23 protein-coding genes and 1 pseudogene are annotated in these 26,187 nt (G+C 48.6%); 22 read left to right on the forward strand and 2 right to left on the reverse strand.

The features are described 5' to 3' along the window. The first annotated feature begins 9 nt into the window (after window positions 1-9). The 6 genes and pseudogenes from AOC06_RS03520 (at window position 10) to rlmD (ending at window position 7,539) form a co-directional block, all read left to right on the forward strand. Window positions 10-3,072 (forward strand): efflux RND transporter permease subunit, encoded by a 3,063-nt coding sequence (locus AOC06_RS03520; protein ID WP_215381256.1) that lies wholly within the window; start codon window positions 10-12, stop codon window positions 3,070-3,072. A 54-nt stretch (window positions 3,073-3,126) separates the two neighbouring features. Next, window positions 3,127-3,900 (forward strand): 5'/3'-nucleotidase SurE, encoded by a 774-nt coding sequence (gene surE, locus AOC06_RS03525; RefSeq protein WP_215381257.1) that lies wholly within the window; start codon window positions 3,127-3,129, stop codon window positions 3,898-3,900. A gap of 29 nt (window positions 3,901-3,929) precedes the next feature. Beyond that, window positions 3,930-4,553, forward strand: a pseudogene (locus AOC06_RS03530) (protein-L-isoaspartate(D-aspartate) O-methyltransferase); the annotation flags it as partial. Between the two features lie 26 nt (window positions 4,554-4,579). Beyond that, window positions 4,580-5,344, forward strand: coding sequence for a peptidoglycan DD-metalloendopeptidase family protein (locus AOC06_RS03535; RefSeq protein WP_255880034.1), 765 nt, complete (start codon window positions 4,580-4,582; stop codon window positions 5,342-5,344). A gap of 13 nt (window positions 5,345-5,357) precedes the next feature. Beyond that, window positions 5,358-6,179 (forward strand): 3'-5' exonuclease, encoded by an 822-nt coding sequence (locus tag AOC06_RS03540; RefSeq protein ID WP_215381265.1) that lies wholly within the window; start codon window positions 5,358-5,360, stop codon window positions 6,177-6,179. Continuing rightward, window positions 6,130-7,539, forward strand: coding sequence for a 23S rRNA (uracil(1939)-C(5))-methyltransferase RlmD (rlmD, locus tag AOC06_RS03545; RefSeq protein WP_255880042.1), 1,410 nt, complete (start codon window positions 6,130-6,132; stop codon window positions 7,537-7,539). Before AOC06_RS03540 ends, rlmD begins: the two co-directional genes overlap by 50 nt. Window positions 7,540-7,618: 79 nt before the next feature. On the opposite strand, the gene AOC06_RS03550 is transcribed toward rlmD, so the two are convergent. After that, the gene (locus AOC06_RS03550) at window positions 7,619-8,320 is read right to left on the reverse strand and encodes a Bax inhibitor-1 family protein (protein WP_215381267.1); all 702 of its coding nucleotides are present in this window, start codon (window positions 8,318-8,320) and stop codon (window positions 7,619-7,621) included. Between the two features lie 268 nt (window positions 8,321-8,588). Here AOC06_RS03550 and ndk point away from each other — a divergent pair, with 268 nt between their 5' ends. The 14 genes from ndk (at window position 8,589) to AOC06_RS03620 (ending at window position 23,627) form a co-directional block, all read left to right on the forward strand. Then, window positions 8,589-9,014, forward strand: coding sequence for a nucleoside-diphosphate kinase (ndk, locus tag AOC06_RS03555; protein WP_215381269.1), 426 nt, complete (start codon window positions 8,589-8,591; stop codon window positions 9,012-9,014). 77 nt (window positions 9,015-9,091) lie between these two features. Continuing rightward, window positions 9,092-10,237 (forward strand): dual-specificity RNA methyltransferase RlmN, encoded by a 1,146-nt coding sequence (gene rlmN, locus AOC06_RS03560; protein ID WP_500797039.1) that lies wholly within the window; start codon window positions 9,092-9,094, stop codon window positions 10,235-10,237. 2 nt (window positions 10,238-10,239) lie between these two features. Further along, window positions 10,240-11,511 carry a flavodoxin-dependent (E)-4-hydroxy-3-methylbut-2-enyl-diphosphate synthase gene (gene ispG, locus AOC06_RS03565; protein WP_215381273.1) on the forward strand — a complete coding sequence of 424 codons (1,272 nt, stop codon included), beginning with the start codon at window positions 10,240-10,242 and terminating at the stop codon, window positions 11,509-11,511. Window positions 11,512-11,525: 14 nt separating this feature from the next. Continuing rightward, a complete protein-coding gene (hisS, locus tag AOC06_RS03570) occupies window positions 11,526-12,842 on the forward strand; it encodes a histidine--tRNA ligase (RefSeq protein ID WP_215381274.1) in 1,317 nt (438 codons plus the stop codon). Between the two features lie 59 nt (window positions 12,843-12,901). Beyond that, entirely contained in the window at window positions 12,902-13,561 is a 660-nt protein-coding gene (locus AOC06_RS03575) for a YfgM family protein (protein ID WP_215381277.1), read from the forward strand. After that, window positions 13,558-14,712 carry an outer membrane protein assembly factor BamB gene (gene bamB, locus AOC06_RS03580; RefSeq protein ID WP_255880043.1) on the forward strand — a complete coding sequence of 385 codons (1,155 nt, stop codon included), beginning with the start codon at window positions 13,558-13,560 and terminating at the stop codon, window positions 14,710-14,712. The genes AOC06_RS03575 and bamB overlap by 4 nt, the downstream gene beginning before the upstream one ends. Continuing rightward, entirely contained in the window at window positions 14,709-16,073 is a 1,365-nt protein-coding gene (gene der, locus AOC06_RS03585; RefSeq protein ID WP_215381280.1) for a ribosome biogenesis GTPase Der, read from the forward strand. The genes bamB and der overlap by 4 nt, the downstream gene beginning before the upstream one ends. 136 nt (window positions 16,074-16,209) lie before the next feature. Continuing rightward, window positions 16,210-16,452, forward strand: coding sequence for an RNA chaperone Hfq (gene hfq / locus AOC06_RS03590; RefSeq protein ID WP_112203785.1), 243 nt, complete (start codon window positions 16,210-16,212; stop codon window positions 16,450-16,452). 70 nt (window positions 16,453-16,522) lie between these two features. Beyond that, on the forward strand, window positions 16,523-17,686 hold the full coding sequence (gene hflX, locus AOC06_RS03595; RefSeq protein WP_439650693.1) for a GTPase HflX: 1,164 nt from the start codon (window positions 16,523-16,525) through the stop codon (window positions 17,684-17,686). Then, the gene (locus tag AOC06_RS03600; RefSeq protein ID WP_215381282.1) at window positions 17,676-18,260 is read left to right on the forward strand and encodes a protease modulator HflK; all 585 of its coding nucleotides are present in this window, start codon (window positions 17,676-17,678) and stop codon (window positions 18,258-18,260) included. Before hflX ends, AOC06_RS03600 begins: the two co-directional genes overlap by 11 nt. Before the next feature lie 39 nt (window positions 18,261-18,299). After that, window positions 18,300-19,463, forward strand: a complete 1,164-nt coding sequence (locus AOC06_RS03605) for an ATP phosphoribosyltransferase regulatory subunit (RefSeq protein ID WP_215381284.1) — start codon at window positions 18,300-18,302, stop codon at window positions 19,461-19,463. 33 nt (window positions 19,464-19,496) lie between these two features. Further along, window positions 19,497-20,837 (forward strand): adenylosuccinate synthase, encoded by a 1,341-nt coding sequence (locus AOC06_RS03610; protein ID WP_215381286.1) that lies wholly within the window; start codon window positions 19,497-19,499, stop codon window positions 20,835-20,837. 60 nt (window positions 20,838-20,897) lie between these two features. Further along, the gene (locus tag AOC06_RS03615) at window positions 20,898-23,111 is read left to right on the forward strand and encodes a malate synthase G (protein ID WP_215381288.1); all 2,214 of its coding nucleotides are present in this window, start codon (window positions 20,898-20,900) and stop codon (window positions 23,109-23,111) included. A gap of 24 nt (window positions 23,112-23,135) precedes the next feature. Further along, on the forward strand, window positions 23,136-23,627 hold the full coding sequence (locus AOC06_RS03620; RefSeq protein WP_215381291.1) for a hypothetical protein: 492 nt from the start codon (window positions 23,136-23,138) through the stop codon (window positions 23,625-23,627). Between the two features lie 4 nt (window positions 23,628-23,631). Here the strand turns inward: AOC06_RS03620 and AOC06_RS03625 are convergent, their stop codons facing one another. Continuing rightward, on the reverse strand, window positions 23,632-24,138 hold the full coding sequence (locus tag AOC06_RS03625; RefSeq protein ID WP_215278445.1) for a hypothetical protein: 507 nt from the start codon (window positions 24,136-24,138) through the stop codon (window positions 23,632-23,634). A gap of 87 nt (window positions 24,139-24,225) precedes the next feature. Here AOC06_RS03625 and AOC06_RS03630 point away from each other — a divergent pair, with 87 nt between their 5' ends. Beyond that, entirely contained in the window at window positions 24,226-25,470 is a 1,245-nt protein-coding gene (locus AOC06_RS03630) for an MFS transporter (RefSeq protein ID WP_255880048.1), read from the forward strand. A gap of 28 nt (window positions 25,471-25,498) precedes the next feature. Further along, on the forward strand, window positions 25,499-26,185 hold the full coding sequence (locus AOC06_RS03635) for a dienelactone hydrolase family protein (RefSeq protein WP_215381293.1): 687 nt from the start codon (window positions 25,499-25,501) through the stop codon (window positions 26,183-26,185). The last annotated feature ends 2 nt before the right edge of the window (window positions 26,186-26,187 follow it).

Genomic DNA, 26,187 nt, shown 5'->3' on the forward strand with positions numbered 1-26,187 from the left:
GGCTGAGTCATGAACATCAATAACGTCCTCAAGCGACGCTTACTGATTCTGCTTCTTGCCGTAGGTTTGCTTGCGGCAGGTATCTCGAGCTTTCTGAAGCTCCCGCTGCAGGCTTACCCTGGCGTTGCGCCGTTAACGGTGCAATCGATTGCCCAATGGCCTGGTGCCAGTACTGCGCAAATCGAGCAACAAATTACGATCCCGGTTGAGAACAGCCTTGCTGGTATTGCTGGCGTCCAAGTCTTCCGCTCAGTTTCTTTATTTGGCTTATCGGTAGTGACTGTCAAATTTAAAGACGGCGAAGATAGCTTTAAAGCCCGTCAACTGGTCAATAGTGCCATCAATAATTTGACTCTGCCGGCGGGAGCATCGATTGCGATTAGTCCGGATTCTGATGCCACTGGTGAAATCATGCGTTATGTGGTCGAGAGCACCTATGCCTCACCAATGGCACTCAAGACCTTTCAGGATTACGAGATTTACAAAGAGCTCAAGCACGTGCAGGGCGTGCCTGATATTTCCTCGTTTGGTGGCAAGACTCGTCAGTATCAAATTATCATTACCCCCGGAGCATTGCTAGCGAAAAATGTGACGCTACAACAGTTGGTGACTGCAGTGACTAACTCCAACGTGAACGTTGGCGGTGGCTTATTGCCAGTAGGTGAGCAGCAGCTCGTGGTGCGTGGGGTTGGTTTGCTGCAATCGATTGATGATATGAAGCGTATTGTGATTGCGGTGAATAACGGAGTAGCAGTGCGGGTTGGTGATGTGGCTGATGTGGTGGTCGGTAACGCATTGCGCCAAGGCATGTTCCAGTACCAAGATAATCCGGATGCCGTAGAGGGTGTGGTGTTGCTCAAGCGCGGTGAAAATGCCTCCGAAGTCCTCAAGCGGGTGAAGGAAAAAATTCAGGAGCTCAATACCTCCTTATTGCCACCTGGTATCGATATTTTCCCATTCTATGATCGCCAAGTTCTGTTAGACATTACTTTGAACACGGTAAAACACACCTTGTTCTTTGGTATCTCATTGGTTTTGATCATTCTGTATATCTTCTTAGGTAACTTCAAGGCAGCTGGAGTAGTTGCTGCAGTGATTCCGCTAGCGTTATGCGTTTCTTTCTTCAATATGGATCAATTCCATGTGCCTGCCAACTTAATTTCATTAGGCGCGATTGACTTCGGCGTGATTGTGGATGCGGCAGTGATCGTGATGGAAAACGTCATGCGTCACTTGGAGGAGCGCCACACCAAGCTCAATCAAAGTATTGTGCTGGGTACCAGCGAAGTGCAGCGCGCGATGGTCTTCTCTACCGGCATCATTATTACCGCGTATTCACCATTGTTCCTCATGGGTGGAGTAGAAGGCATCATCTTCCGTCCAATGGCATTCACGATGGGCTTCGCACTCTTGGCCTCGATCATCTTGAGCTTGACCTTCGTGCCAGCGATGATCTCTTACATCTTTAAGGAAGGCGAAGAGCATCATCCACCTCAGTTTGTGGAAAAGATGTTGGGCGTTTATAAACCCTTGCTGCGCCATCTAGTAGATCGCCCTAAGCAGGTTTTAATGGCTGCAGTCGGCTTGCTCCTGTTTACGATCATCAGCGCTACCCAATTAGGTACCGAGTTTTTACCTACTTTGGAAGAGAATAATCTCTGGGTACGTGTCACCTTACCCAACACGGTTGATCTGAAATACTCAGTTGAGCTAGCCAATCAAATTCGTGAAGAGTTTAAGAATCAGCCTGAAGTGAAGTATGTTTCAGTGCAGATTGGTCGTCCAGACGACGGTACAGATCCAACGGGTGTGTTTAACCAAGAATTCGGCGTTTACTTTAAGGCTCCTCAAGATATGCCAGCAGGCGCCGGTAAGAAACAGTTGGTCAAGAGATTGGAAAAATATCTCAATGGTTTACCTGGCGTGGACTACACCTTCTCGCAATACATTCAAGATAACGTCAACGAGGCTCTCTCAGGCGTGAAGGGGGAGAACTCCGTCAAGATTTTCGGTAATGATCTCGAAGTCTTGGATCAACAAGCTCGCGATGTGATTAAGCAATTGCGCAGGGTGAACGGCATTGTTGATGAAGGCATCTTCTCAGAACTGGGTCAACCCACACTGAACGTTGAGATCGATCGTGCTAAATGCGCTCGCTTTGGTATTAATGTCAGTGATATTCAAAATCTCGTTGCCTATTCCATCGGTGGTACACCCATCACCAATGTTCTGGAAAACGAGAAAACCTTTGGTTTGGCGGTTCGTCTCAATGTCGATAGTCGCAATACTGTTGACTCAATTCGTTCTCTATTAATTGATACTGCTGATGGTAGTCGGGTTCCTTTAACGATGGTGGCTAATGTTGCTGTCTCAGATGGCCCCTTCTATATCTATCGTGAATCTGGCCGTCGTTATATTGCGATTAAGTTCAGTGTGCGCGGTCGCGACTTGGGTAGTGCTGTAAAAGAAGCCCAACGTCTTGTTGATGAAAATGTCAGCGTACCGAATGGCTATAGAATTACTTGGGATGGCCAATTTAATCAGATGAAGATTGCTCAGAAAAAGTTAATGATGATTGTTCCATTAACACTGCTTGCGATTGCCTTATTGCTCTATAGCGCCTTCGGTAATTTCCGTGATGCACTCGTTGTGCTCTTGAACGTGCCATTTGCAGCGATTGGCGGTATTTTGATTCTCTTGATTACGGGTGAGACTTTCAGTATTTCAGCGGGCATTGGCTTCTTATCACTCTTCGGGATTGCGATTCAGGATGGTGTGATCTTGATTTCTTACATTAATAAGCTGTCGCGTTCAGACAGCCATGACATCAAAGATACGATCGTGGAGGGTGCCTCTTTGCGGATGCGCCCCGTCGTCATGACGGCCTTACTTGCTGGCTTGGGTCTCTTGCCTGCAGCGATTTCTCATGCGATTGGTTCAGAGGCGCAGCGCCCACTGGCCTTGGTGATTGTGGGTGGTATGGTGACTACCACCTTGCTGACTTTGCTGGTTCTGCCGGTTCTGTATGCCTGGATCCGTTCCCGCGAGCTCGATAAGCGCCGCCTTGCCTAAGCTTGGCTGGGCTCTTCCCCTAGAGCCCAGCTAAATACTTGGCATAATTGACCGATGCATATCTTGATCTCCAACGATGATGGCTATTTGGCCCCAGGCCTATTAGCCCTCGTCAACGCTATTCGCCCTTTGGGCAAAGTTACCGTGATTGCTCCTGAGCAAAATCATAGCGGTGCCTCCAACTCCTTAACCCTGTCTAGACCACTCTCGATTCATCGGGTAGCCGGTGGTGAGCGTGATGGCTTTATCTTCATCAACGGCACTCCAACCGATTGCGTGCATATTGCGATGACCGGTTTCTTAGATGAAAAGCCTGACCTCGTTGTTTCCGGAATTAATCAGGGCGAGAACATGGGTGAAGACGTTTTATATTCTGGAACGGTTGCCGCTGCAGTGGAAGGTGTGATGTTTGGTGTGCCTGGCATTGCCTTCTCGCAAATTGATCGTGGCTGGGCTCGGATTGATGATGCTGCCAAAGCGGCGCATGATATCGTGGCGCAAATGATTGCCAATCCCTTGAGCAAAGAAGAGGGCAATGCCACTTTACTTAACGTCAACATTCCCAATCGTTCCTATGCTGATCTCAATCGCTGGCGCGTGACCCGTTTGGGTAATCGTCACCATTCTCAACCGGTGGTGGTGCAACAAAACCCCCGTGGTGAACCGATCTATTGGATTGGCGCAGCTGGTGATGCCAAAGACAGCTCGAGTGGGACAGACTTTCATGCGATTGACGAGGGCTGTATTTCGATCACTCCAATGCAGCTCGACTTAACCCATCATGCCCGTTTGGCAGCAATGCGATCCAATGGCTGGGATCGCGGTTGAAATCAGCGGCTGAACGTTTTGCCGGGCATCGCCAAGCCCTAGCGGCTAAGGTACACGCAGCAGGTGTCAAGCACGGCAAAACCCTTGAAGCCATTGCCACTGTGCCACGCCATGCTTTTATGGATGCCGGCTTGCATCCCCAGGCCTATGAAGACTCTGCATTACCGATTGGCCATCAGCAAACGATTTCAAAGCCATCGGTCGTCGCCCGCATGATTGAGATTCTGCATAAGCCTAAACACCCGCTAGGTAAAGTGCTTGAGATTGGTACCGGCTGTGGCTACCAAGCTGCGGTCTTAAGTCTGCTTGCACAAGAGGTCTATTCCATTGAGCGCATTCGGCCTTTGCATGATATGGCCCGAGAAAAACTGCGTCCCTTTCGGATTAAAAACTTGCGACTCATCTATGGTGACGGCATTTTGGGCTTGCCCCAAGCGGCACCATTTGACGGAATTATTCTGGCTGCTGCCGGCTTGGGTATCCCGGATGCCTTACTGGATCAACTCGCAATCGGAGGCCGTTTAGTTGCCCCCGTAGCCAGGAATGAGAAAGAGCAGCAATTGGTGATGGTGGAGAGAATGAGTTCCCACCGCTATCAAAGGACTGTGCTGGACGAGGTCTTTTTTGTCCCCTTACAATCAGGGGTAGTATGAAAATATTCCTATTAAGGCCTTCTTTCATGTCCAAATCAGTCCTAGCGCTATTGCTCTCATCTGCCATGGTTTTGATGGTTGGTTGTTCTGTGCCTCGGACTAAGCCTGCTAATGTGGTCGATCGTTCTGGTGGGGCGAGTGAGCCTGCGCCTCCGGGCTATTACCGCGTGAAAAAAGGCGACACCCTAGCGCGTATTGCATTGGATAACGGCCAAGCGCCTCGTGATGTAGCGCAGTGGAATATTGCAGAAAATCCCAAGTTCAATCCCAATCTGATTGAGGTGGGTGATTTGGTGCGGGTAAAAGCGCCTACAGGATCAAAAATGGCTGCTAAGCCAGTGGAGAAGAAAGCCCCAGTCGATAGCTCGAAAGCGGATGCCAGCAAAACCGATACTAAGGCTGAAGACAGTAAAACCGAAATGGTTGCTGAGCCTGGCATTCGTTTAGCTTGGCCAGCCAAGGGCAAGGTGACACAGGACTTTAGCGAAAGTAATAAAGGGATCAATATCGCTGGTAAGCTCGGTGAGCCAGTGACAGCCGCTGCCGATGGCAAAGTAGTCTACGCTGGGAATAGTTTGCGTGGTTACGGCAACCTCGTGATTGTGAAGCACGACAACACCTATTTAACTGCCTATGCTTACAACAAAACCCTCTTAGTTAAAGAAGGGGATATTGTTAAAAAAGGACAAAAGATTGCCGAGATGGGTGATACCGATACCAATGCAGTGCAGCTGCACTTTGAGCTGCGCGTCAATGGCAAGCCAGTAAACCCCACTCCTTATTTGCAATAAGTCTTGCTGATTCATGGCAACCGTTCTCGTCTTTGATATTGAAACCATTCCGGATGTAGCAGGCTTACGTCGCCTAGATGATTTACCAGCCTCACTATCGGATGCTGAAGTGGCTCAAAAAGCCATGGCGGATCGCTTGGCAAAGACGGGTAGTGATTTTCTACCCTTGTACTTGCAGAAAATCATCGCCATTTCTTGTGTGATTCGTCGCACAACTAAAGAGGGTCTGCCACAAATGAAGGTTGGCACCCTAGGTACACCCCAAGATGATGAGAAGGTATTGGTGCAGGCCTTCTTTGATCTGATTGAAAAGTACACCCCACAACTCGTGTCTTGGAATGGTAGCGGTTTTGATTTGCCAGTACTTCACTATCGTGCTTTAGTAAATCATATTCAAGCGTCTCGTTATTGGGAGATGGGTGAGAGCCAAGAAAACGATAGCCGCGACTTTAAGTGGAATAACTACATCAGTCGTTATCACATGCGCCATCTCGACATGATGGATCTCTTGGCTAAATTTAATGGTAGAGCCAATGCACCGCTCGATGGTCTAGCCAAGCTGTGCGGCTTTCCTGGCAAGATGGGGATGGATGGCAGCCAAGTCTGGCCTGCTTATCAAGATGGTAAGATTGATGAGATCCGCGCCTATTGCGAAACTGATGTGGTCAATACCTATTTGATGTACTGCCGCTTTCAACTGATGCGCGGTGGTTTCTCATTGGCTGAGTATCAAGAGGAGATCGCGTTTGTGAAGGCCTATCTCGAAACCCAGTCCAAAGAGCCTCATGGTTCGCAATGGCAAGAATATCTCCAAGGTTTTGCTGGGGATGCCTGATCCAGTTTGGGTTGAGTCGCTCGATCTCGAAGCTCAAGGCATTGCTCGCCTTGCTCCCACTGAGGAGCAGCTAGCCGAAGGGCAGAGTGGCAAAGTGCTATTTATTCAAGGGGCACTCCCTACCGAGCGAGTCACCTACACCGTCACTCGAGAAAAGGCCCGCTTTAGCAAAGCCAAGGTCGACCAAATACTCAAGCCAGCTGTATTTAGAGCCCAGCCTCAATGTAAAGCTTTTGGGGTTTGTGGCGGTTGCACGATGCAACACCTAGACATTCAAGCACAGATCGCCATAAAGCAACGGGTGCTTGAAGATGATCTGAAGCACATTGCCAAAACCCAGCCTGAAGAAATTCTGCGACCTCTAGGTGGTCCGACTTGGGAGTATCGCCATCGCGCCCGATTCAGTGTCGTGAACCGCTCCATCAAAAAAGGCACAGTGCTGGTAGGCTTTCATGAGAACAAGAGTGGCTATGTTGCTGACATGACTGCGTGCGAGATTCTGCCCAAGCGAGTCTCTGATTTACTCATCCCACTGCGCAAGCTCGTGATGGAACTATCGATCGTTGATGATGTGCCACAAATTGAGTTAGCAGTTGGGGAGGACGACATGGTGGCCTTGGTCTTCCGCATTCTTAAGCCACTTACCAAGGCGGACGAACAGGTTTTGAAAATCTTCGCAGATGAAAAAAAAGTTTGGATCTGGCTGCAACCCAAAGGCATTGACACCGTAGCCCCGTTCTATCCCGAAACGGGCAAGCTGTGCTACCGATTGCCGGAGTTTGAGATCGAGATGCCATTTAAGCCAGCAGATTTCACCCAAGTCAATCACTTAATGAATCGTGCATTGGTCAGTAAAGCCATCAAACTGCTGGAGCCACAACAGGATGAGCGGATTTTGGATCTCTTCTGTGGCATTGGCAATTTCACACTCGCATTGGCTAGAAGAGCCAAGAGTGTGATGGGTATTGAAGGACTAGCGAGCTTGACTGAAAGAGCTAAAGCGAATGCCATCCACAACGGCCTAGAGCATCAAGTCAGCTTCATGCAAAGCAATTTATTTGAAGTCACGCCAGAGATAATCCAATCTTGGGGCAAAGCAGATCGCTGGTTAATCGATCCACCCCGAGAGGGCGCCATGGAGATCTGCCAAGCATTAGCGAGTATTCATGAGCAGCAGGGCGAAGATATCAAGCTCTTGCCACGGCGGATTGTCTATGTCTCCTGCAATCCCAAAACCTTAGCAAGAGACATCGATATTTTGTGCAATCAAGCTGGCTACACACTCAAAAGTGCGGGCATCGTCAATATGTTCCCCCATACATCTCACGTGGAATCGATTGCTGTATTTGATAGGAAATAAAAGCAAGAGAAAAGATAGTAAAAAAGGCACCGCAAGGTGCCTTTCTGTTAAATCACTCAATCAAGAGCAATCTCAAAGATTACTTTCGATCACCACCAAAGATACCAAGCAAAGCAAGCAAGTTAGTAAAGACGTTGTAGACGTCTAGGTAGATCGCTAAAGTCGCCATGATGTAATTGGTCTCACCACCATTAATCACCCGCTGGACATCCACCAAGATGAAAGCAGAGAAGATGGCAATAGCCAGAACCATGACGGTCAACATCAGAGCAGGCAATTGCAACCAGATATTTGCTAGGGAGGCCACAATCAAGAGCAGTACGCCAACCATCAACCATTTACCCATACCAGCAAAATCACTCTTGCTGACAGTAGCAATCGTTGCCATCGTGGCAAAAATAGCAGCAGTGCCGCCAAAGGCCAACATGATCAGTGCAGCGCCATTGCTATAGCTGTTGAGCGTAAAGCCCACTAAGCGGGACAGCATGACACCCATGAAGAAGGTAAAGCCCAAGAGCAATAGAACGCCTAAGCCAGTGTCTTTATTTTTCTCAATCGCCCAGAAGAAACCAAAGGCAATCGCCATAAAGATGATGAAGCCCATAAATGGACTACCAGCAAAGAGACTGAGGTTGAGGGTAATACCGAGCCATGCGCCAATCACTGTTGGGATCATGGACAGCGCCAAGAGGGCATAGGTATTGCGCAGGACGCGGTTGCGAACTGCGGGGGTGCTAATCGAGCTGGATTGCCCAAAGCCGTAAGAGTTCAGATCACTCATATTGACTCCTTCTTTGTAATAAACACACAAGTTCATCAAGAACTATTGACATTAAGTATAGACAAAGGAGATGAATTTCAAGCCCTAGAGTAGGAGTACCCCACTAGCCAGTGAGGAATAGGCCCTGATACCCAGTAAATTCAATGGCTTAGCCCTACTAGACTAAGGGTAAATACCCCTTTGGGATGTATAATTTGGGGGTCGTTGAAGCGTCCCTAGCGGAATCTCGCTTCAACCCCAATTTATAAAATTACAAATGGAGTTTTGCATGGCAATTGAGCGCACCCTTTCTATTATCAAACCGGATGCAGTAGCAAAAAACGTGATCGGTAAGATCTATGACCGTTTTGAGCAAGCGGGTTTGAAAATCATCGCTTCCAAAATGGCGCATCTTTCACAGTCTGAAGCTGAGCAGTTTTACTCAGTTCACAAAGAGCGTCCTTTCTTCAAAGATCTCGTGAGCTTCATGATTTCAGGTCCTGTGATGATTCAAGTGTTGCAAGGTGAAGGCGCGATTGCGAAGAACCGTGACTTGATGGGTGCTACCGATCCTAAGAAAGCAGACAAAGGGACTATTCGTGCTGACTTTGCAGACAGTATTGATGCCAATGCCGTACACGGATCAGACGCTCCTGAAACAGCTGCTGTGGAAGTAGCATTTTTCTTCCCTGGTATGCAAGTGTTCAATCGTTAATCCGATTGCATTATTGATATAAAGTTTTTGCATTGACCTCCCCGCGCGTAAATCTCTTGGATTTTGACGCCGACCAAATGGCGGCGTATGTCGCGGGGTTGAATGAAAAGCCCTTTCGGGCGAAACAACTGATGCAGTGGATACACCAGCGCGGTATATCCGACATCAATGAGATGAGTGATCTGGCTAAAAGCTTCAGAGCGACACTCCTAGACAAGGCCGAAGTCCTTTCATTACCCGTTATTAAAGACGAGCACGCGCATGACGGCACCCGTAAGTGGTTGCTGGATGTGGGCGCTGGGAATGCCGTGGAATCTGTTTTCATTCCGGAAGATGACCGCGGAACGCTTTGCATCTCTTCACAAGCAGGTTGTGCAGTCAATTGCCGTTTTTGCTCCACTGGTCATCAAGGCTTCTCTCGTAACCTTACTTCAGGCGAGATCATTGGCCAACTCTGGTTTGCAGAGCACTTACTGCGTAATGACCCTGAAGCGATTCGTCGCATTGAACTCTACCCAACCCCAGGCTATGAGCATACGGGTAGGGTGATCTCGAATGTCGTCATGATGGGTATGGGCGAGCCTTTACTCAATTACGACAACGTCGTGAGTGCCTTGCACCTGATGCTCGATGATCGTGCTTATGGTTTATCTCGTCGCCGTGTCACCGTATCAACTTCTGGCGTAGTACCGATGATTGATCGACTGGCGCAAGATTGCCCAGTAGCCTTGGCAGTTTCCTTGCACGCACCCAACGATGCCTTGCGTGATCAGCTCGTACCCTTGAACCAAAAGTATCCGCTCAAAGAGCTGCTTGATGCCTGTGAGCGTTATCTGCCTTTTGCTCCCAGAGACTTCTTGACCTTTGAGTACTGCATGCTCGATGGTATTAACGATTCGGATATTCAGGCAAAAGAACTCGTACGCTTGCTGAAAAATATTAAGTGCAAAGTGAACCTCATTCCATTTAATCCTTTTCCGGAATCTGGACTAAAGCGTTCCACTAATCAACGTATTCATGCCTTTGCCAATATCTTGCTAGAGGCTGGGATGGTCGCTACTGTGCGTAAGACCCGTGGTGATGATATTGCTGCGGCTTGCGGTCAATTGGCTGGTGATGTAGTCGACCGCACCAGAGTGCGTGAACGCGGTGTGCACGATAGTGAAATTGTTCCGTCCAAGGAGCACAAAATTGAATGGCTTGATCGTTTGGATTCTGAGTAATCATGACTGATCCCAATATGCATTGCCTACCCCCATTACCGCTTGGACCTAGCCCCAAGAGGGCGACCCGCCAAGCAACAGTAGCTTGGAAAACCAACCTCATCACCGTCGGTGGCGATGCTCCCGTGCGCGTGCAGTCAATGACCAATACGGATACTGCAGATGCAGTAGGTACGGCCATCCAAGTGAAGGAATTGGCGCGCGCTGGCTCTGAGATGGTACGGATTACTGTCAATACTCCTGAAGCAGCAGCAGCAGTACCCTATATTCGGGAGCAGTTAGACAAGATGGATGTCTTGGTCCCATTAATTGGCGACTTTCATTACAACGGTCACACCCTATTAAAAGATTTTCCGGAGTGCGCCAAAGCCTTATCGAAGTACCGCATTAATCCCGGTAACGTTGGTAAGGGCGCTAAGCGCGATCCGCAATTTGCCCAAATGATTGAAGCGGCTTGCCAATATGACAAGCCGATTCGGATTGGTGTGAACTGGGGCAGCTTAGATCAAGAACTCTTGGCCAGCATTATGGATAGCAATGCCGCACTAGCCAATCCGAAGTCGGCGCAAGAGGTGATGATTGAAGCATTGATTCAGTCCGCATTGCAATCGGCTGAAAAAGCAGTTGAGCTTGGCATGAACCCCAATCAAATTATGCTGTCTTGCAAAGTCAGTAATGTGCAAGACCTCGTTGCCGTCTATCGTGATCTCTCACGCCGTTCTGACTATCCTTTGCATCTCGGTTTAACTGAGGCTGGCATGGGTAGCAAGGGGATTGTGTCTTCTACTGCGGCCATGGCCATTCTCTTGCAAGAGGGCATTGGCGATACGATTCGTGTTTCCTTAACTCCGGACCCAGGCGCGCCGCGTGAGAATGAAGTCATCGTAGCTCAAGAGATCTTGCAAACCATGGGATTGCGCAATTTCACACCCATGGTGATTGCTTGCCCCGGTTGTGGCCGCACTACCAGTACCACTTTCCAAGAGCTGGCTGCCGATATTCAGTCCTACTTGCGTCAACAAATGCCGGTGTGGAAAAAGACCCACCCTGGCGTTGAGAATATGAACGTAGCGGTAATGGGTTGCATCGTGAATGGTCCTGGCGAGAGTAAGCACGCCAATATCGGTATCTCATTGCCGGGTACTGGCGAAACCCCTGCAGCCCCTGTATTTGTGGATGGCGTTAAAGTGAAGACGCTCAGGGGCGACAATATCGCTCAGGACTTCCAAGTGATCGTAGAAGAATATGTGGCGCAAAACTACGCTACTAAATAGAACATCCACAGAACATGACAGAACAAAAGACCAACAAGCTGACTAAGATCAATGCCGTACGCGGTATGAATGATTTATTGCCTGCAGATGCTCAGGCTTGGCAACATCTTGACCATGTCTTGCAAGATCTGACCCGTGCCTACGGTTATGAATACCTACGCACTCCTATTGTAGAAATGACGGCCGTCTTTCAACGAGGCGTAGGCGCGGCAACCGATATTGTTGAAAAAGAAATGTATTCCTTTGAGGATCGCCTCAATGGTGAGCAATTGACATTGCGTCCCGAAGGTACTGCCGCAATTGTGCGCGCCGTGATTGAGAACAATCTCATTTACGAAGGCCCTAAACGGCTTTGGTATACCGGCCCCATGTTCCGTCATGAGCGCCCACAACGAGGCCGCTATCGTCAGTTCCATCAATTCGGGATTGAAGCGCTGGGTTTTGCCGGACCCGATATCGACGCCGAAATCATTCTCATGGGTCAACGCCTCTGGGATGAGTTGGGTCTCAAAGGCGTCCGCTTGGAAATCAACTCACTTGGTCAGGCTGACGAGAGAGCGCAACATCGGGCTGCACTGGTCACGTATTTTGAGCAGCACAAAGACACATTAGATGAAGATTCACAGCGTCGTCTATCGACTAATCCCTTACGCATTTTGGATTCGAAGAATCCAGAGATGCAGAGTTTGGTTGAGGGCGCTCCTAGATTATTGGATTTCTTAGGTGAGCAATCCTTAAAACATTTTTCATCAGTACAAGACTTGCTTAAAGCAAACAACATCCCTTGCAAAATTAATCCTCGCTTAGTGCGCGGCTTGGATTATTACAACCTGACCGTATTTGAGTGGGTGACCGATGAGTTGGGTGCGCAGGGCACGATCGCTGGTGGTGGGCGTTATGATCCCCTCATCGAGCGCATGGGTGGTAAAGCGGCTCCCGCTTGTGGTTGGGCAATGGGTATGGAACGGGTCTTGGAATTAATGAAGGTCTCAGGCTCATTACCAGAATCCACCCCTCAATGTGATGTCTATCTATTGCATCAAGGTGGAGAAACCCTGAAAGCAGCGTTGGTGATTGCCGAGCGTCTGCGCAATGCAGGCATTGATACGATTTTATTCTGCCCCCCAGATGGTGAATCGGCCAGCTTTAAATCGCAGATGAAGAAGGCAGATACCAGCGGAGCAGCCTATGCCCTGATTATTGGTCCTGATGAGCTCGAGAAAAATGAAGCCCAGTTGAAGGATTTACGCGGTAGTGGTGAGCAACAAGCCGTAGGGCTTGAGCAGGCCGTTGAGGCCGTGATTGATGCCTTAGTAGGCTCCACAGAATAGAATAGCTCTTGTACAGAGTATCTTTCTCTTTATTAATGAAATAAATAGTCCGGATTGTTATGCCTTTAGACCTAGAAGAACAAGAACAAGTTGACCAGCTCAAAGCATTCTGGGCCAAATACCGCAATATCATTACGAGCGTATTGACTGCCGTCTTAGTGATCTACGCAGGCTATACCGCTTATGAATGGTGGCGCAATAATCAAGCTGCAGAGGCTTCAATGCTCTACAACACCCTCGTGACTTCGATTGGCAAGGGTGATAAGGAGCAGATCCTGCGTGCAGCTGATGATCTCGAGAAGCAATATTCTAGAACGACCTATGCCTCGATGGCCAGTTTGGTTGCGGCCAAGGTATCTGCAGATAACGGCAATACGGATAAAGCCATCGACTATTTGCGCTGGACGGCAGACCATGCTTCGAGTGATGCTTATGAAGCGCTCGGTAAATTGCGTCTCGTTACCCAGTTGATTGAGCGCGGTACTGAAAAAGATTTTGCAGAAGCAGATAGCCTCTTGAAAGATAAGCCTGTCAAAGGGTTTGAAGCGCTTTGGTTGGAGCGTCGCGGTGATTGGTATTTAGCTCAGCAGAAAATGACCGATGCAAAACAATCCTATGAAGCCGCGTGGAAACAGTTGGATCAAACGAAAGAGTTTCCGGAAGAGGGGCGTCGCCTCCTCAAGGTCAAATTAGATGCTGTTGGAGGAGTAACTCAGTGAGTGCCTTAATGAGATCCACTACGAAGTGCCTTGCCAGTGCATTGATGCTGGCATTGGCTGTCAGTCTAGTAGCCTGTTCGGGAAATAATCGGGTTCGTAAGCCGGCCGAATTAACTGAAGTCAAGAATCAATTTGAGCTCACTCCAGTGTGGACCGCTAAGGTCAGCTCTTCAGACCCGTTTAACTTTCATTTAGCAGTAGCGGGTGATGGTGTTTATGCAGCATCGCACAATGGGGATCTGACCAAACTGGATGTGATGACCGGTAAGAAGGTCTGGTCTGCCGATGTTCCTGAAAAACTCTCCATCGGCCCTGGTTCGGATGGCAACACGACTGTGGTGGTTAGCGGTAAAGGCACGGTTTACGCATTTGATGAGACTGGTAAGCGGATCTGGGATGTCAATATCGGCAGCGAAGTCCTCACTGAGCCAGTGGTTGCAGCAGGTGTCGTTGTTATTCGGGCTTTGGATAATCGCTTCATCGGTTTGGATGCAAAGACTGGTAAACAGAGATGGATTTATCAACGTCAACAATCTTCATTGTCATTGCGCGTTGGCTATGGCATGTTGGTGATTAGCGACCAAGTGATCGTGACTGGCTTTGCAGGTGGACGTTTTGGCATGATTGCTTTGGCGAACGGCGGTCTGATTTGGGAAACCCCGATTTCCTTTCCGAAGGGATTCTCAGAGATCGAGCGCCTAAATGATGTGACTGCGAAGCCCAGCATGGAAGGTGATGTGCTCTGTGCAGTCTCTTATCAAGGCCGCATTGGCTGTGGCCAAGCACGCGGCGGAAATTTACTGTGGTTTAAAGATTTCTCGAGCTTTACTGGTACCGCCCAAAGCCCTGATATGGTTTTCTCTGCCAATGAAAAATCGATCGTGACTGCATTTGCATCTAAGGATGGCAGTCAAATTTGGGAAAACACCAAACTACAAAACCGCGATGTGGGTGAACCACTAGCAATTGGTAGGGTGTTATTAATGGGTGATGCACAAGGCTACTTACACGCTTTTGACCAAAGCAATGGCGAGGTGGTCTCGCGTATTCGTCATGACAGTAGCCCCATTACCGCTGCGCCAATTGCAGTGGGTGGTTTGATTCTGGTGCAATCCCAGAGCGGAAAAATCGCAGCGTATAGCCCTAAATGAACCCAGTCATCACGATCGTCGGTCGCCCTAATGTGGGAAAGTCCACTCTTTTTAATCGCCTCACTCGCTCGCGCGATGCGCTCGTTGCGGATTTTTCGGGTTTAACCCGTGACCGCCACTACGGCAAAGGTCGAATTGGTGAGCGCGCATTTATCTGCGTCGACACTGGTGGTTTTGAGCCTGTTGCTAAGACCGGCATTGTGGCCGAAATGGCCAAGCAGACCAAACAAGCCGTTGCAGAATCGGACATCGTGATCTTCCTAGTCGATGGTCGCTTGGGTATGGCGCCACAAGATCGGGTGATTGCTGATTTCTTGCGCAAGACAGGTCGCCCCATCATTCTGGCAGTGAACAAAACAGAGGGAATGCAGGCTGGTGTCGTTACCGCCGACTTTCATGAGCTTGGATTGGGTGAGCCGTTTCCAATTTCATCGGCACATGGCGACGGCGTCAAGGGCTTGATTGATGATGCACTGGACTCTCTCGGCATTGCAGAGCCTGAGCCAGAAGCAGAGGGTGATGCAGCTAATCGCCCAGTGAAGATTGCGGTTGTAGGTCGTCCTAACGTTGGCAAGTCAACCCTCATCAATAAACTGATTGGTGAAGAGCGCGTGATCGCGTTTGATATGCCGGGCACTACGCGTGATGCGATTGAAGTGCCGTTTGAGCGCAATGGTAAGCCCTTCATCTTGGTCGATACCGCAGGTCTGCGTCGTCGCGGCAAAGTGTTCGAAGCGATTGAAAAGTTCTCTGTGGTGAAAACTTTGCAAGCCATTGCGGATTGCAACGTCGTGATTTTGATGCTCGATGCACAACAAGATATTTCTGAGCAAGATGCCCATATCGCCGGCTTTATTGTGGAAGCGGGCAGAGCTTTAGTGGTGGCAGTAAACAAGTGGGATGGGATTGACAGCTATGTCAAAGAACGTGCCCGACTTGAAATTGCCCAAAAATTACGTTTTTTGGATTTCGCAAATGTCCATCCAATTTCCGCCAAAAAAGGGACTGGACTCAAGGAGCTATTCAAAGATATCGATGCCGCTTATGCAGCAGCGATGGCCAAATTACCAACCCCGCGTTTGACCCGCATCTTGCAAGAAGCGGTCGAACACCAACAGCCCAAACGGGTAGGCATGGGCCGTCCTAAGTTGCGTTATGCACACCAAGGGGGCATGAATCCTCCGATTGTGGTGATTCATGGCAGCTCATTGAGCGGTGTGACCGATAGCTATAAGCGCTATCTCGAGGGTCGCTTTAGGGACGTCTTCAAATTGCGGGGCACTCCACTCCGAATTCAGATGAATACAGCCAAAAACCCCTACGTTGATGAGGATAAAGGCAAAAAGGGTAAAAAACGGTGATGTGAAAAATGCCCAGATAGGCGTAAGATAGATACTCCCGCCGTAGGAAGCTAGCAGGAAAACAGCAGGAAAAAGCAGTCAATAAAAAAGCAAGACTCCCAAACTAAAAGCAAATCAATAATCGGTAAGGAGCAGTATGAGCACTAAACCCATTCAGTTATTACAAGACCCATTCTTAAATACCTTGCGTAAAGAGCATGTACCGGTCTCGATTTATCTCGTGAACGGCATCAAACTCCAGGGCAATATCGAATCATTTGATCAGTATGTTGTCCTATTGCGTAATACTGTGACTCAGATGGTTTACAAGCATGCCATCTCAACCATTGTTCCTGCCCGTGCCGTGGAATTTCGTTTAGAAGAAGGTGGCTCTGTATAACACCGGAGTCGATGCGGCACGCGCCGTTCTGGTTGGAGTCGATACCGGACGCGAAGATTTTGCAGACAGCATGGCCGAGCTCAGTCTTCTGGCTGATAGTGCGGGCTCCATTCCGACCGCAAGTGTCATCGCTCGTAAAGGCAAAACCGATCCTGCTTTATTTATTGGTTCGGGTAAAGTCAATGAGCTCAAGCGAGTCATGGAAGAGCATGATGCCGAGCTGGCCATCTTCAATCATCCTTTATCACCCACTCAGCAACGCAATCTTGAGCGTCACTTAGGTCGCCATGTAATGGACCGCACGGGTCTCATTCTGGATATCTTTAGTCAACGTGCGCAAAGTCATATTGGTAAGACCCAAGTTGAGTTAGCGCAAGTGCGTTATCGCATGTCACGCCTTGTGCGCGCTTGGAGTCACCTAGAGCGACAGCGTGGTGGTATTGGTGTGCGAGGTGGTCCTGGTGAGACCCAGATGGAGTTGGACCGCCGGATGCTGGCAACCAAAGCCAAGCGACTGGAGAACGAGCTCGAAAAGCTCCAGCGTCAGCAAAGAACCCAAAGACGCGCGCGTAATCGCCAAGCGGTCTTTTCAGTCTCCTTAGTGGGATATACCAATGCGGGTAAATCCACTCTATTTAACGCACTCACGAAGGCAGGGACATACGCTGCCGACCAACTTTTTGCGACTTTGGATACCACCTCCCGTCGAGTTCACCTCGATGGGGTTGGATCGATTGTGGTCTCCGATACTGTTGGATTTATCCGTGAACTACCGCACCAACTGGTGGAGGCCTTTCGGGCCACTTTGGACGAGACCATTCATGCAGATCTGATTCTGCATGTCATAGATGCCTGCAGCCCAGTGATGAAAGAGCAAATTGCCGAAGTGGAGGCCGTTTTAGCTGAAATTGGGGCTGATGAGACCCCCCGCATTGAGATCATGAACAAAATCGATTTAATGCCTCAAACCTTCACGAAAGGCCCTGTTTTGGTGAGAGATGGGCAGGGTATCCCAAGACAGATTTTCCTGTCTGCCCAGTCAGGCTTGGGCCTCGATTTGCTGAGGTCTGCGCTGGCGGAGTGCTCAGAAATGACTGATAAAATGAGGGCAGAACAGAACCGTGCCAAGCAGCAGATGGCTTCGGACGAGTTTTTAGCCCCTTTGCCAGAACGACCAGAAACTGCTGAATTTAATCCTATTCCGAGCATTATTTATTCACCGAATGACGCGTAAATTTCTTAACCTCTTTGCAGTAAACGATTCGGGCGATAGCCAAGGATCAAAAGAAGCTAAAGATGAGCAGGGGAATGAACAAGCTCTAAAAACTAATCTGCCACCCAGTTCGCCCAATCGGCAACCAGAAAAACCAGATGGCCCTCCAGATTTAGACGAGCTATGGCGTGATTTTAATAACCGCCTCAGTAGTTATTTTGGCGCTAAAGACAATGCCAACCCATTAAGTCGTTATGCAGGCTATGTTGTGATCCTGCTAGCTGTGATCATGCTGTGGCTTGGTAGTGGTTTCTATGTCGTCCCAGAGGGACGAACTGGCGTTATCAAAACTTTCGGCAAGGATGCATCTCCAGCGAGTGTCGGATTTCATTGGCATCAGCCATGGCCGATTCAGAGCATGGAGCTAGATCCCTTGCCTGCAAGTGCTAGCCAGGCTGAGTCGGCTGAGCAAGCAGTGACTGAGGCTACTCCAAACGAGAATGTACCCAAAGTAATGACACCAAACAGCACAACAACAGCAAGTCCTGATGTGAAGCGTGATCTTCTCAGAAGTCGAGATCGTGATTCCCGTTAAGCGCTCGATACAAAATAGTAAAAGAACAGAATACACATTATGAATCGTTGGTTACTTCCTGAAGATATTGCTGATGTATTGCCAGCTGAGGCTCGCAAGGTCGAGACTTTGCGCCGAAATATTTTGGATCTATACCAATCCTATGGTTATGAATTGGTTGCGCCACCAATTTTAGAGTTTCTAGATTCCTTATTGACCGGCACAGGCTCTGATCTCAATCTGCAGACCTTCAAATTGGTTGATCAGTTATCTGGCCGAACGCTTGGCCTGCGTGCCGACATCACTCCACAAGTCGCACGCATTGACGCCCACTTACTCAATCGCGATGGCGTAACGCGGCTTTGCTATGCAGGCTCAGTTGCGCACGCGCGCACCCCGGTGGGGAGCACTGCTAGAGAAGAGTTGCAGCTCGGTGCGGAGATCTATGGCTGCGCAACCTGGCAGGCTGACTTAGAGGCGATTACCTTATTGCTCAAGACCTTGAGTTTGGCGGGCTTGGATAAGGTTCATTTAGACCTCTCACACGCCGGCATTCTGAATGGCATTCTCGCTAAAGAGAATCTCCCAATTGCTGAGATGGAAACTCTGTATGGCTTTCTCCAGAGTAAAGATCGTCCTCGCTTAAGTGTTTGGGCCAAATCGCTGCCAGAGCAGACAGCTAAAGCGCTACTTGCTTTAACTGAGCTCAATGGACCCTGTACAGAAGTCCTCAACAAAGCGAAGAATGCCTTGCCCCAAACCCCAGAGGTTAAAGATGCGCTTGCCGAGTTAGCCCATTTAATTGACTCTGCGAGTGATTTATCGAAAGGGCTAGATCTCAGTATTGATCTCGCGGATTTACGCGGTTACCAATATCACAGTGGTGTAATGTTCGCCGCCTATGTCGAGAAACTTCCTCAGCCCATCGCCAGAGGCGGGCGCTATGATCAGGTCGGCAAAGCCTTTGGTCGCGCACGTCCAGCAACGGGTTTCTCATTAGATCTATTAACACTTGCTAGTCTTTCGCCCAATCACAAGCCCAAGAATGCGATTCTGGCGCCTTGGGATAACGATGCCCAACTGAAACAAAGCATCGATGCTTTACGTCAGGCAGGTGAGGTAGTCATTCAGTTGAATGCTAGTGAGCCAATGCAGTCTGCTGAATATGTCTGTGACCGCGAGTTAGTGAAGCAAGGCGGCAAGTGGACAGTGAATCAAAAGTAAACCCTATTTTATTAATCTCGATTTGGAATGGTTATGTCTGTAAAGCAAGAAGCACATGGTCGTAATGTCGTTGTCATTGGCACACAGTGGGGTGATGAGGGCAAAGGCAAAGTCGTTGATTGGTTGACCGATCATGCTCAAGCAGTGGTGCGCTTTCAGGGTGGGCATAACGCTGGCCATACCCTGATCATTGGCGATAAGAAAACCATTCTTCGTCTGATCCCTTCCGGGATTATGCATAAAGACGTCATTTGCTATATCGGCAATGGCGTAGTGCTTTCACCAGAGGCTTTGTTTAAAGAGATTGGTGAGCTCGAGGCTGCTGGTCTAGATGTGCAATCTCGTTTGAAGATCTCTGAAGCTGCTACTTTAATTCTGCCGTATCACGTTGCCATTGATCAAGCCCGTGAGAAAAAACGCGGTGAAGCCAAAATTGGGACAACTGGTCGCGGCATTGGTCCTGCTTATGAAGATAAAGTAGCGCGTCGTGCACTGCGCGTGCAAGACTTGTTCTACCCAGAAAAATTTGCTGAGCAACTGCGTGAGAACCTTGAGTTCCATAACTTCATGTTGACTAACTACTATAGCGCTGAGCCCGTAGACTTTCAGAAGACCCTGGATGAGGCAATGACTTATGCCAAGCGCATTGCACCGATGGTAGTAGATGTCTCCAGCGCTTTATATGCTGCTGAACAAGCCGGCAAGAATCTGTTATTCGAAGGTGCGCAAGGTACTTTGCTCGATATCGATCACGGTACCTATCCTTATGTCACCTCAAGCAACTGCGTAGCGGGTAATGCTGCTGCAGGCTCAGGCGTTGGTCCAGAGTCCTTGCATTACATCCTTGGTATTACTAAAGCCTATTGCACCCGCGTCGGTGCAGGCCCATTCCCGAGTGAGCTGTATGACCATGACAATCCTGCCAAACAAGATCCGATCGGCATTCGTCTGGCAGAGGTTGGTAAAGAATTTGGCTCGGTGACCGGTCGCCCTCGCAGAACCGGCTGGCTTGATGCTGCTGCACTCAAGCGCTCAATTCAGATTAACGGTTTGACTGGCCTTTGCATTACCAAGTTAGACGTTCTTGACGGCTTAGAGACCATTCGGTTGTGCGTAGGTTACAACTTAGATGGCAAGCAACTCGATGTGCTTCCTCGTGGTGCTGAGTCTGTTGCCCGTTGCGAACCGATTTATGAGGACTTTACGGGTTGGAAGGGCAGCACTTTCGGCATTCGGGAGTGGAAGAATCTTCCTTCTGAAGCCCAAGCATTCTTAAGCCGGATTGAAGCGGTTGCTGGTAAGCCAATTGCGATGGTCTCAACCGGACCAGAGCGCGATGAAACGATTTTGCTCCAGCATCCATTTGAGGATTAATAGAGATTCCTAAAACCATTTTTTTCAATTTCACATTTACTTAGATACATAGGTTTAATCATGACAGCACGTACCACCTGCAATAGCTTACAAGTTGCTACCCCTTTATATCGTTTCATTGAAGATCAGGTGTTGCCTGAAACTGGCATTCAGAGCGCCGATTTCTGGAAGGGCTTTGATGAGATCGTGAAAGACCTCACCCCCAAAAATGCAGCCTTACTGGCTAAGCGTGATCGCATTCAGGTGGATTTAGATAAATGGCACCAAGCCAATCGCGGCCCGATTAAAGATATGCCAGCCTATCGCAAGTTTCTCAAAGAGATTGGTTACCTTGACGATGTACCTGGCAAAGTGGCTGGCACAACCCAAAACGTGGATGATGAGTTAGCCCTTCAAGCTGGCCCCCAACTCGTAGTGCCTGTCCTGAACGCCCGTTATGCCTTAAATGCAGCTAATGCCCGTTGGGGTTCTTTATATGACGCCCTCTATGGCACTGATGTCATCTCCGAGGAAGATGGCGCGACCAAAGCGGGTGGATACAACCCGATTCGTGGTGCTAAGGTCGTGGCTTATGCTCGTAATTTTCTGGATCAAGCCGCACCTTTAGCTAAAGGCTCGCATCGGGATGTGACAGCCTATACAGTCAACGGTAATCAGCTTGCAATTAAGCTCAAAGACGGTAGCACTACTGCGCTTGCAGATCAAAAGCAGTTTGTCGGCTATCAAGGTGATGCTGCAAGTCCATCTTCAATCCTCTTGCGCAATAACGGTATTCACATTGATATCGAAATTGATAAGAGCAAAACGATTGGTTCTGGCGATCCTGCCGGTGTCAATGATGTGGTTCTCGAAGCCGCGTTATCCACCATTTTGGACCTGGAAGATTCCATTGCAGCAGTGGATGCAGACGATAAAGTGCTTGCCTATGAAAACTGGTTAGGTATTCTCAAAGGTACCTTGGTTGAGGAAGTCAGCAAGGGCGGCAAGACCTTTACTCGTGCGCTCAATCCAGACCGTCAATATAAAGCAGGCATTGGGGCAACGAATGCCAAAGATGGCATTGTGACTTTGCACGGTCGTTCACTTTTATTCCTGCGTAACGTGGGCCATTTGATGACCAATCCAGCGATTTTGACTGCTGATGGCAGAGAGATTTATGAAGGTATCTTGGATGCGGTAGTGACTGTCTTGATTGCTTTATATGACATCAAACGTCCTGCCTCCCAAAAAATCGGTAATACCCGTAAGGGCTCGGTCTACATCGTTAAACCCAAAATGCATAGCCCTGAAGAAGTTGCTTTTGCTGGCGAACTCTTTGCACGAGTAGAAAAACTTCTCGGCTTGCCAGAAAATACTGTGAAGCTGGGAATCATGGATGAAGAGCGCCGCATGAGTGCCAATATCAAAGCAGCGATTGCTGCTGCCGGTGCCCGCGTTGCCTTTATTAATACTGGTTTCTTAGACCGTACAGGCGATGAAATGCACACCTCTATGCATGCTGGTCCAATGATGCGTAAGGGCGATATGAAAACCAGTAAATGGTTATCTGCCTATGAGCGACGCAATGTCTTTGCTGGCTTGGATTGCGGTCTACGCGGCCGTGCTCAAATTGGTAAAGGGATGTGGGCGATGCCCGATCTCATGAAAGCCATGGTGGAACAAAAGATTGTGCATCCTAAGGCCGGTGCCAATACGGCTTGGGTGCCATCACCTACAGCAGCAACCTTGCACGCCTTGCATTATCACCAAGTTAATGTGGCGCAGATTCAGCAAGAGATGGAAAAACTTGATACTGCCGCTGAAGCCGAAGCACTTCTAGATGATTTATTAGCGATTCCAGTAGACCCTAAGGCGAATTGGTCTAAGGAAGAAATTCAGCAAGAGTTGGATAACAACTGCCAAGGCATTCTGGGCTATGTCGTGCGTTGGATCGATCAAGGCGTAGGTTGTTCCAAAGTGCCTGATATTCACAACGTGGGCTTGATGGAAGACCGCGCCACCTTGCGTATTTCGAGTCAGCATATTGCCAACTGGTTATTGCATGGCATCGTGACCGAAGCGCAGGTTAATGAAACTCTACAAAGAATGGCCAAGGTGGTAGATGGTCAAAATGCTGGCGATCCACTCTACAAACCGATGATGCCGAACTATCAAGACTCCTATGCTTACAAAGCGGCGAGTGATTTGATCTTCAAAGGTCTCGAGCAACCTAACGGCTATACTGAGCCATTGCTGCATGCTTGGCGTTTGGTTGTGAAGAAAGCGCAGGCTTAAGTTACTCCTGAGCCCCAGCATTCTTTGTTTGGATTCTTAAAACAGTTTCTGTCGCCACTCCATTCCACTCGCTTTGAGTGGAATGATGGCGGTAGGCTAGCTGCAGGATTTCAGGGAGGGGCAGGGGATTGTGTTGTTAGGGCAATTGCGATAGCGGCCAATAAAACTTACCTAGAAGTATATGAAGATCTGCGTGAGGCTAATGCATCTTATGCAGCCAATAAAAAGAATCGTCTAGCCAGAAGTCTTCATGCTAGAGGTTCATCACCGCGCAATGGTAATCATCGTGATGTATTTCATGATTACATCCTCAAGCAGGGATTTACTTGGGTACCTACTATGCAGGTTGGTGGTGGTTGTCAGATGCATTTGAGGGCAGATGAATTGCCACATGGCAAACTGATTGTGAGATTATCAAAGCACCTCACGGCAGTGATTGATGGTGTGATTCACGATACGCATGATCCTTCAAGGGGTGGCAAGCGTTGCGTTTATGGTTACTACATCAAGCAATAAAAAATTACAGCAAGAAGAACTTCTTGCCTTCATATTTCTTGCGCCATGCTGCTTTATAGGTTTGAGTCATATCAATCATGGCGGAGGTGGTCCAAGCTAAGCAAAAGAAGCCCGATAGAGCGATATAAAACGCGAGACTCTTTCTGCCATAGGGCAAAACATCCTCAACAAATCCGATCGTGGTGTAGCAGCTGCCAGCAAATAAAACCGCTTTGACTAAATTGGGTAAAAATCCCAAGATAGCAAGATAAACCCCCCAAACATAAATTTCAAACACATGAACTAGGGCGATACGGATAAAGGAAAGATAAAACTGGACAAAGACCCAGTTATATTTTTTGTCTTCTATGTGCGCAATAGAATAGTGATCAAAACGCATCAATAAGCGATTGACAACAGTGCCATGGATCATCAGAGTGCCAATTACGCCCAGTACGCCAATCAATAGGTCGGTGAATATATAACCCGGCGAGAAGTCGCTAATATCAATAGGCAGATTGAAAAAGGGCATTTTGTTTGTCTCAGTAAATGAATGGCTTACAGCATTTTTAGCGCTAAAGCCTGATAATAGGGTATTCCATTAGTAGAGTAGCTTATTGTGACCAATCATTCGCATCCTGGCGCTGCCAATAATAAAGAACGCTTCTTCCTTCTGGCCCTAGCTGGAATCCAGTTCACCCATATTCTGGATTTTATGATCATGATGCCCCTCGGGCCGATTTTCATCAAAGTCCTCAATATCAATACCCATCAATTTGGCTTATTGCTCTCTTCCTATACCTTTGCTGCAGCCGCCTCCGGGATTTTTGCCACTTACTATATTGACCGTTTTGAGCGGCGCCAGTTGCTACTCAGTCTCTATGCCTGCTTCATTGTGGCTACGGTCATTTGTGGCCTAGCCCCGAGCTATCCCATCCTATTTATTGCCCGAGCATTTGCTGGTGCCTTTGGCGGCATTTTGGGGTCTTTAGTGCAAACCATCATTGCGGATGCCATTCCATTTGAGCGCAGAGGTAAGGCCTTGGGCACAGTGATGGCCTCATTCTCTGTATCGACTGTTGCAGGGGTGCCGCTCAGCTTGTTCTTGGCTAACCATATTCCTTCATTGGGCTGGCGCGCACCATTCTTTTTTATCGCCATCGTCTCCTGCATCATTCTATATTTGGCTTATCGTAATATTCCGAAGATCGAAGGGCATCTAGCTCATGTTCACGTCGGTAGCCGCTTCCAGCAGATCTATCAAATTGCCTTTGCTCCCAAGCACCTCAAGGCCTTTGGCTTCATGTTCCTCATCATGATGACGGGCTTTACAGTCATTCCTTACATTGCGCTCTATCTCACCACGAATGTGGGAATCGCTAATGACTATATTTCTCTGGTGTATCTGTGCGGGGGAGTGGCAACGCTCATTACCTCACGTTATATTGGCCATCTGGCTGACAAATATGGCAAGGTATCCGTATTCAAAGTTTTGGCAATTGTGAGTTTGGTGCCCCTACTGGTGACAACGAATTTAGTCCCAGTTCCACTGTGGTTAGTGCTCATTAATTCCACTTCATTCTTTATTCTGATTTCTGGCCGCATGATTCCAGCGATGGCCATTATTAGCCAAGTAGTGGATGCCAAGATTAGAGGAACTTTCATGAGTCTGATTGGTTCAGTTCAAATGTTTGCATCCGGAGTTGCGTCAGTTGTTGCCGGAGCGGTTGTAACGATAGGAGCGGACGGGAATATGCAACATTACAATTTGGTTGGATTCGGGGCAGCGGCCTGTGGTTTGTTAACCTATTACTTAGTCGGTCGTATTCACTCAGATCAAAAACCTGCTCCATCCAGTCATTAAGATTATTTTTTTATAGAAAAGTGAAGTCATGATTCAATATTCAAGACCCGATGGTCAAATCGTTAATGCTTACTTAGCTGAGCCAGCCAATCCAAGCAATGCGCCTGGAATCGTGGTGATTCAAGAATGGTGGGGCTTAAATGAGCAGATTAAAGGAGTGGCGGATCGGCTAGCTCAGGCAGGCTATCGAGCCTTAGTTCCCGATCTTTACCGTGGACAACTCGCGCTAGAGGCCAATGAGGCAGAGCACTTGATGCAAGGGCTCAATTTCGGTGATGCGGCGGGGCAGGATATTCGTGGGGCGGTGCAATACCTAAAATCTACTGCTAGCCCCAAAGTGGCTGTCACCGGTTTTTGTATGGGTGGAGCGCTAACTGTATTATCTGCATGCAATGTTCCTGAGCTAGACGCAACAGTAGTTTGGTACGGCTATCCACCGCTCGAGTTTGTCAACCCCATCGCCATTACAAAACCGATGCTTGCCCACTGGGCTCTGCACGATGATGCTTTTGCGATTAGCGGAGTGGATCAACTCGAAAATATGCTCAATGATGCAGGATCACCCATTGAGTTTTATCGCTACGATGCCAAACATGCATTTGCTAATGAAGAAGCAGACGCTCGTAACTTGCCGTATCTGAAATATCAAGGCGAAGCAGCTACGCTCGCTTGGGAAAGAACCATGTCTTTTCTCAAGGCTCAATTAAGCGTTTAAAA

Source organism: Polynucleobacter paludilacus, from assembly GCF_018687595.1.
GTDB lineage: Bacteria > Pseudomonadota > Gammaproteobacteria > Burkholderiales > Burkholderiaceae > Polynucleobacter > Polynucleobacter paludilacus.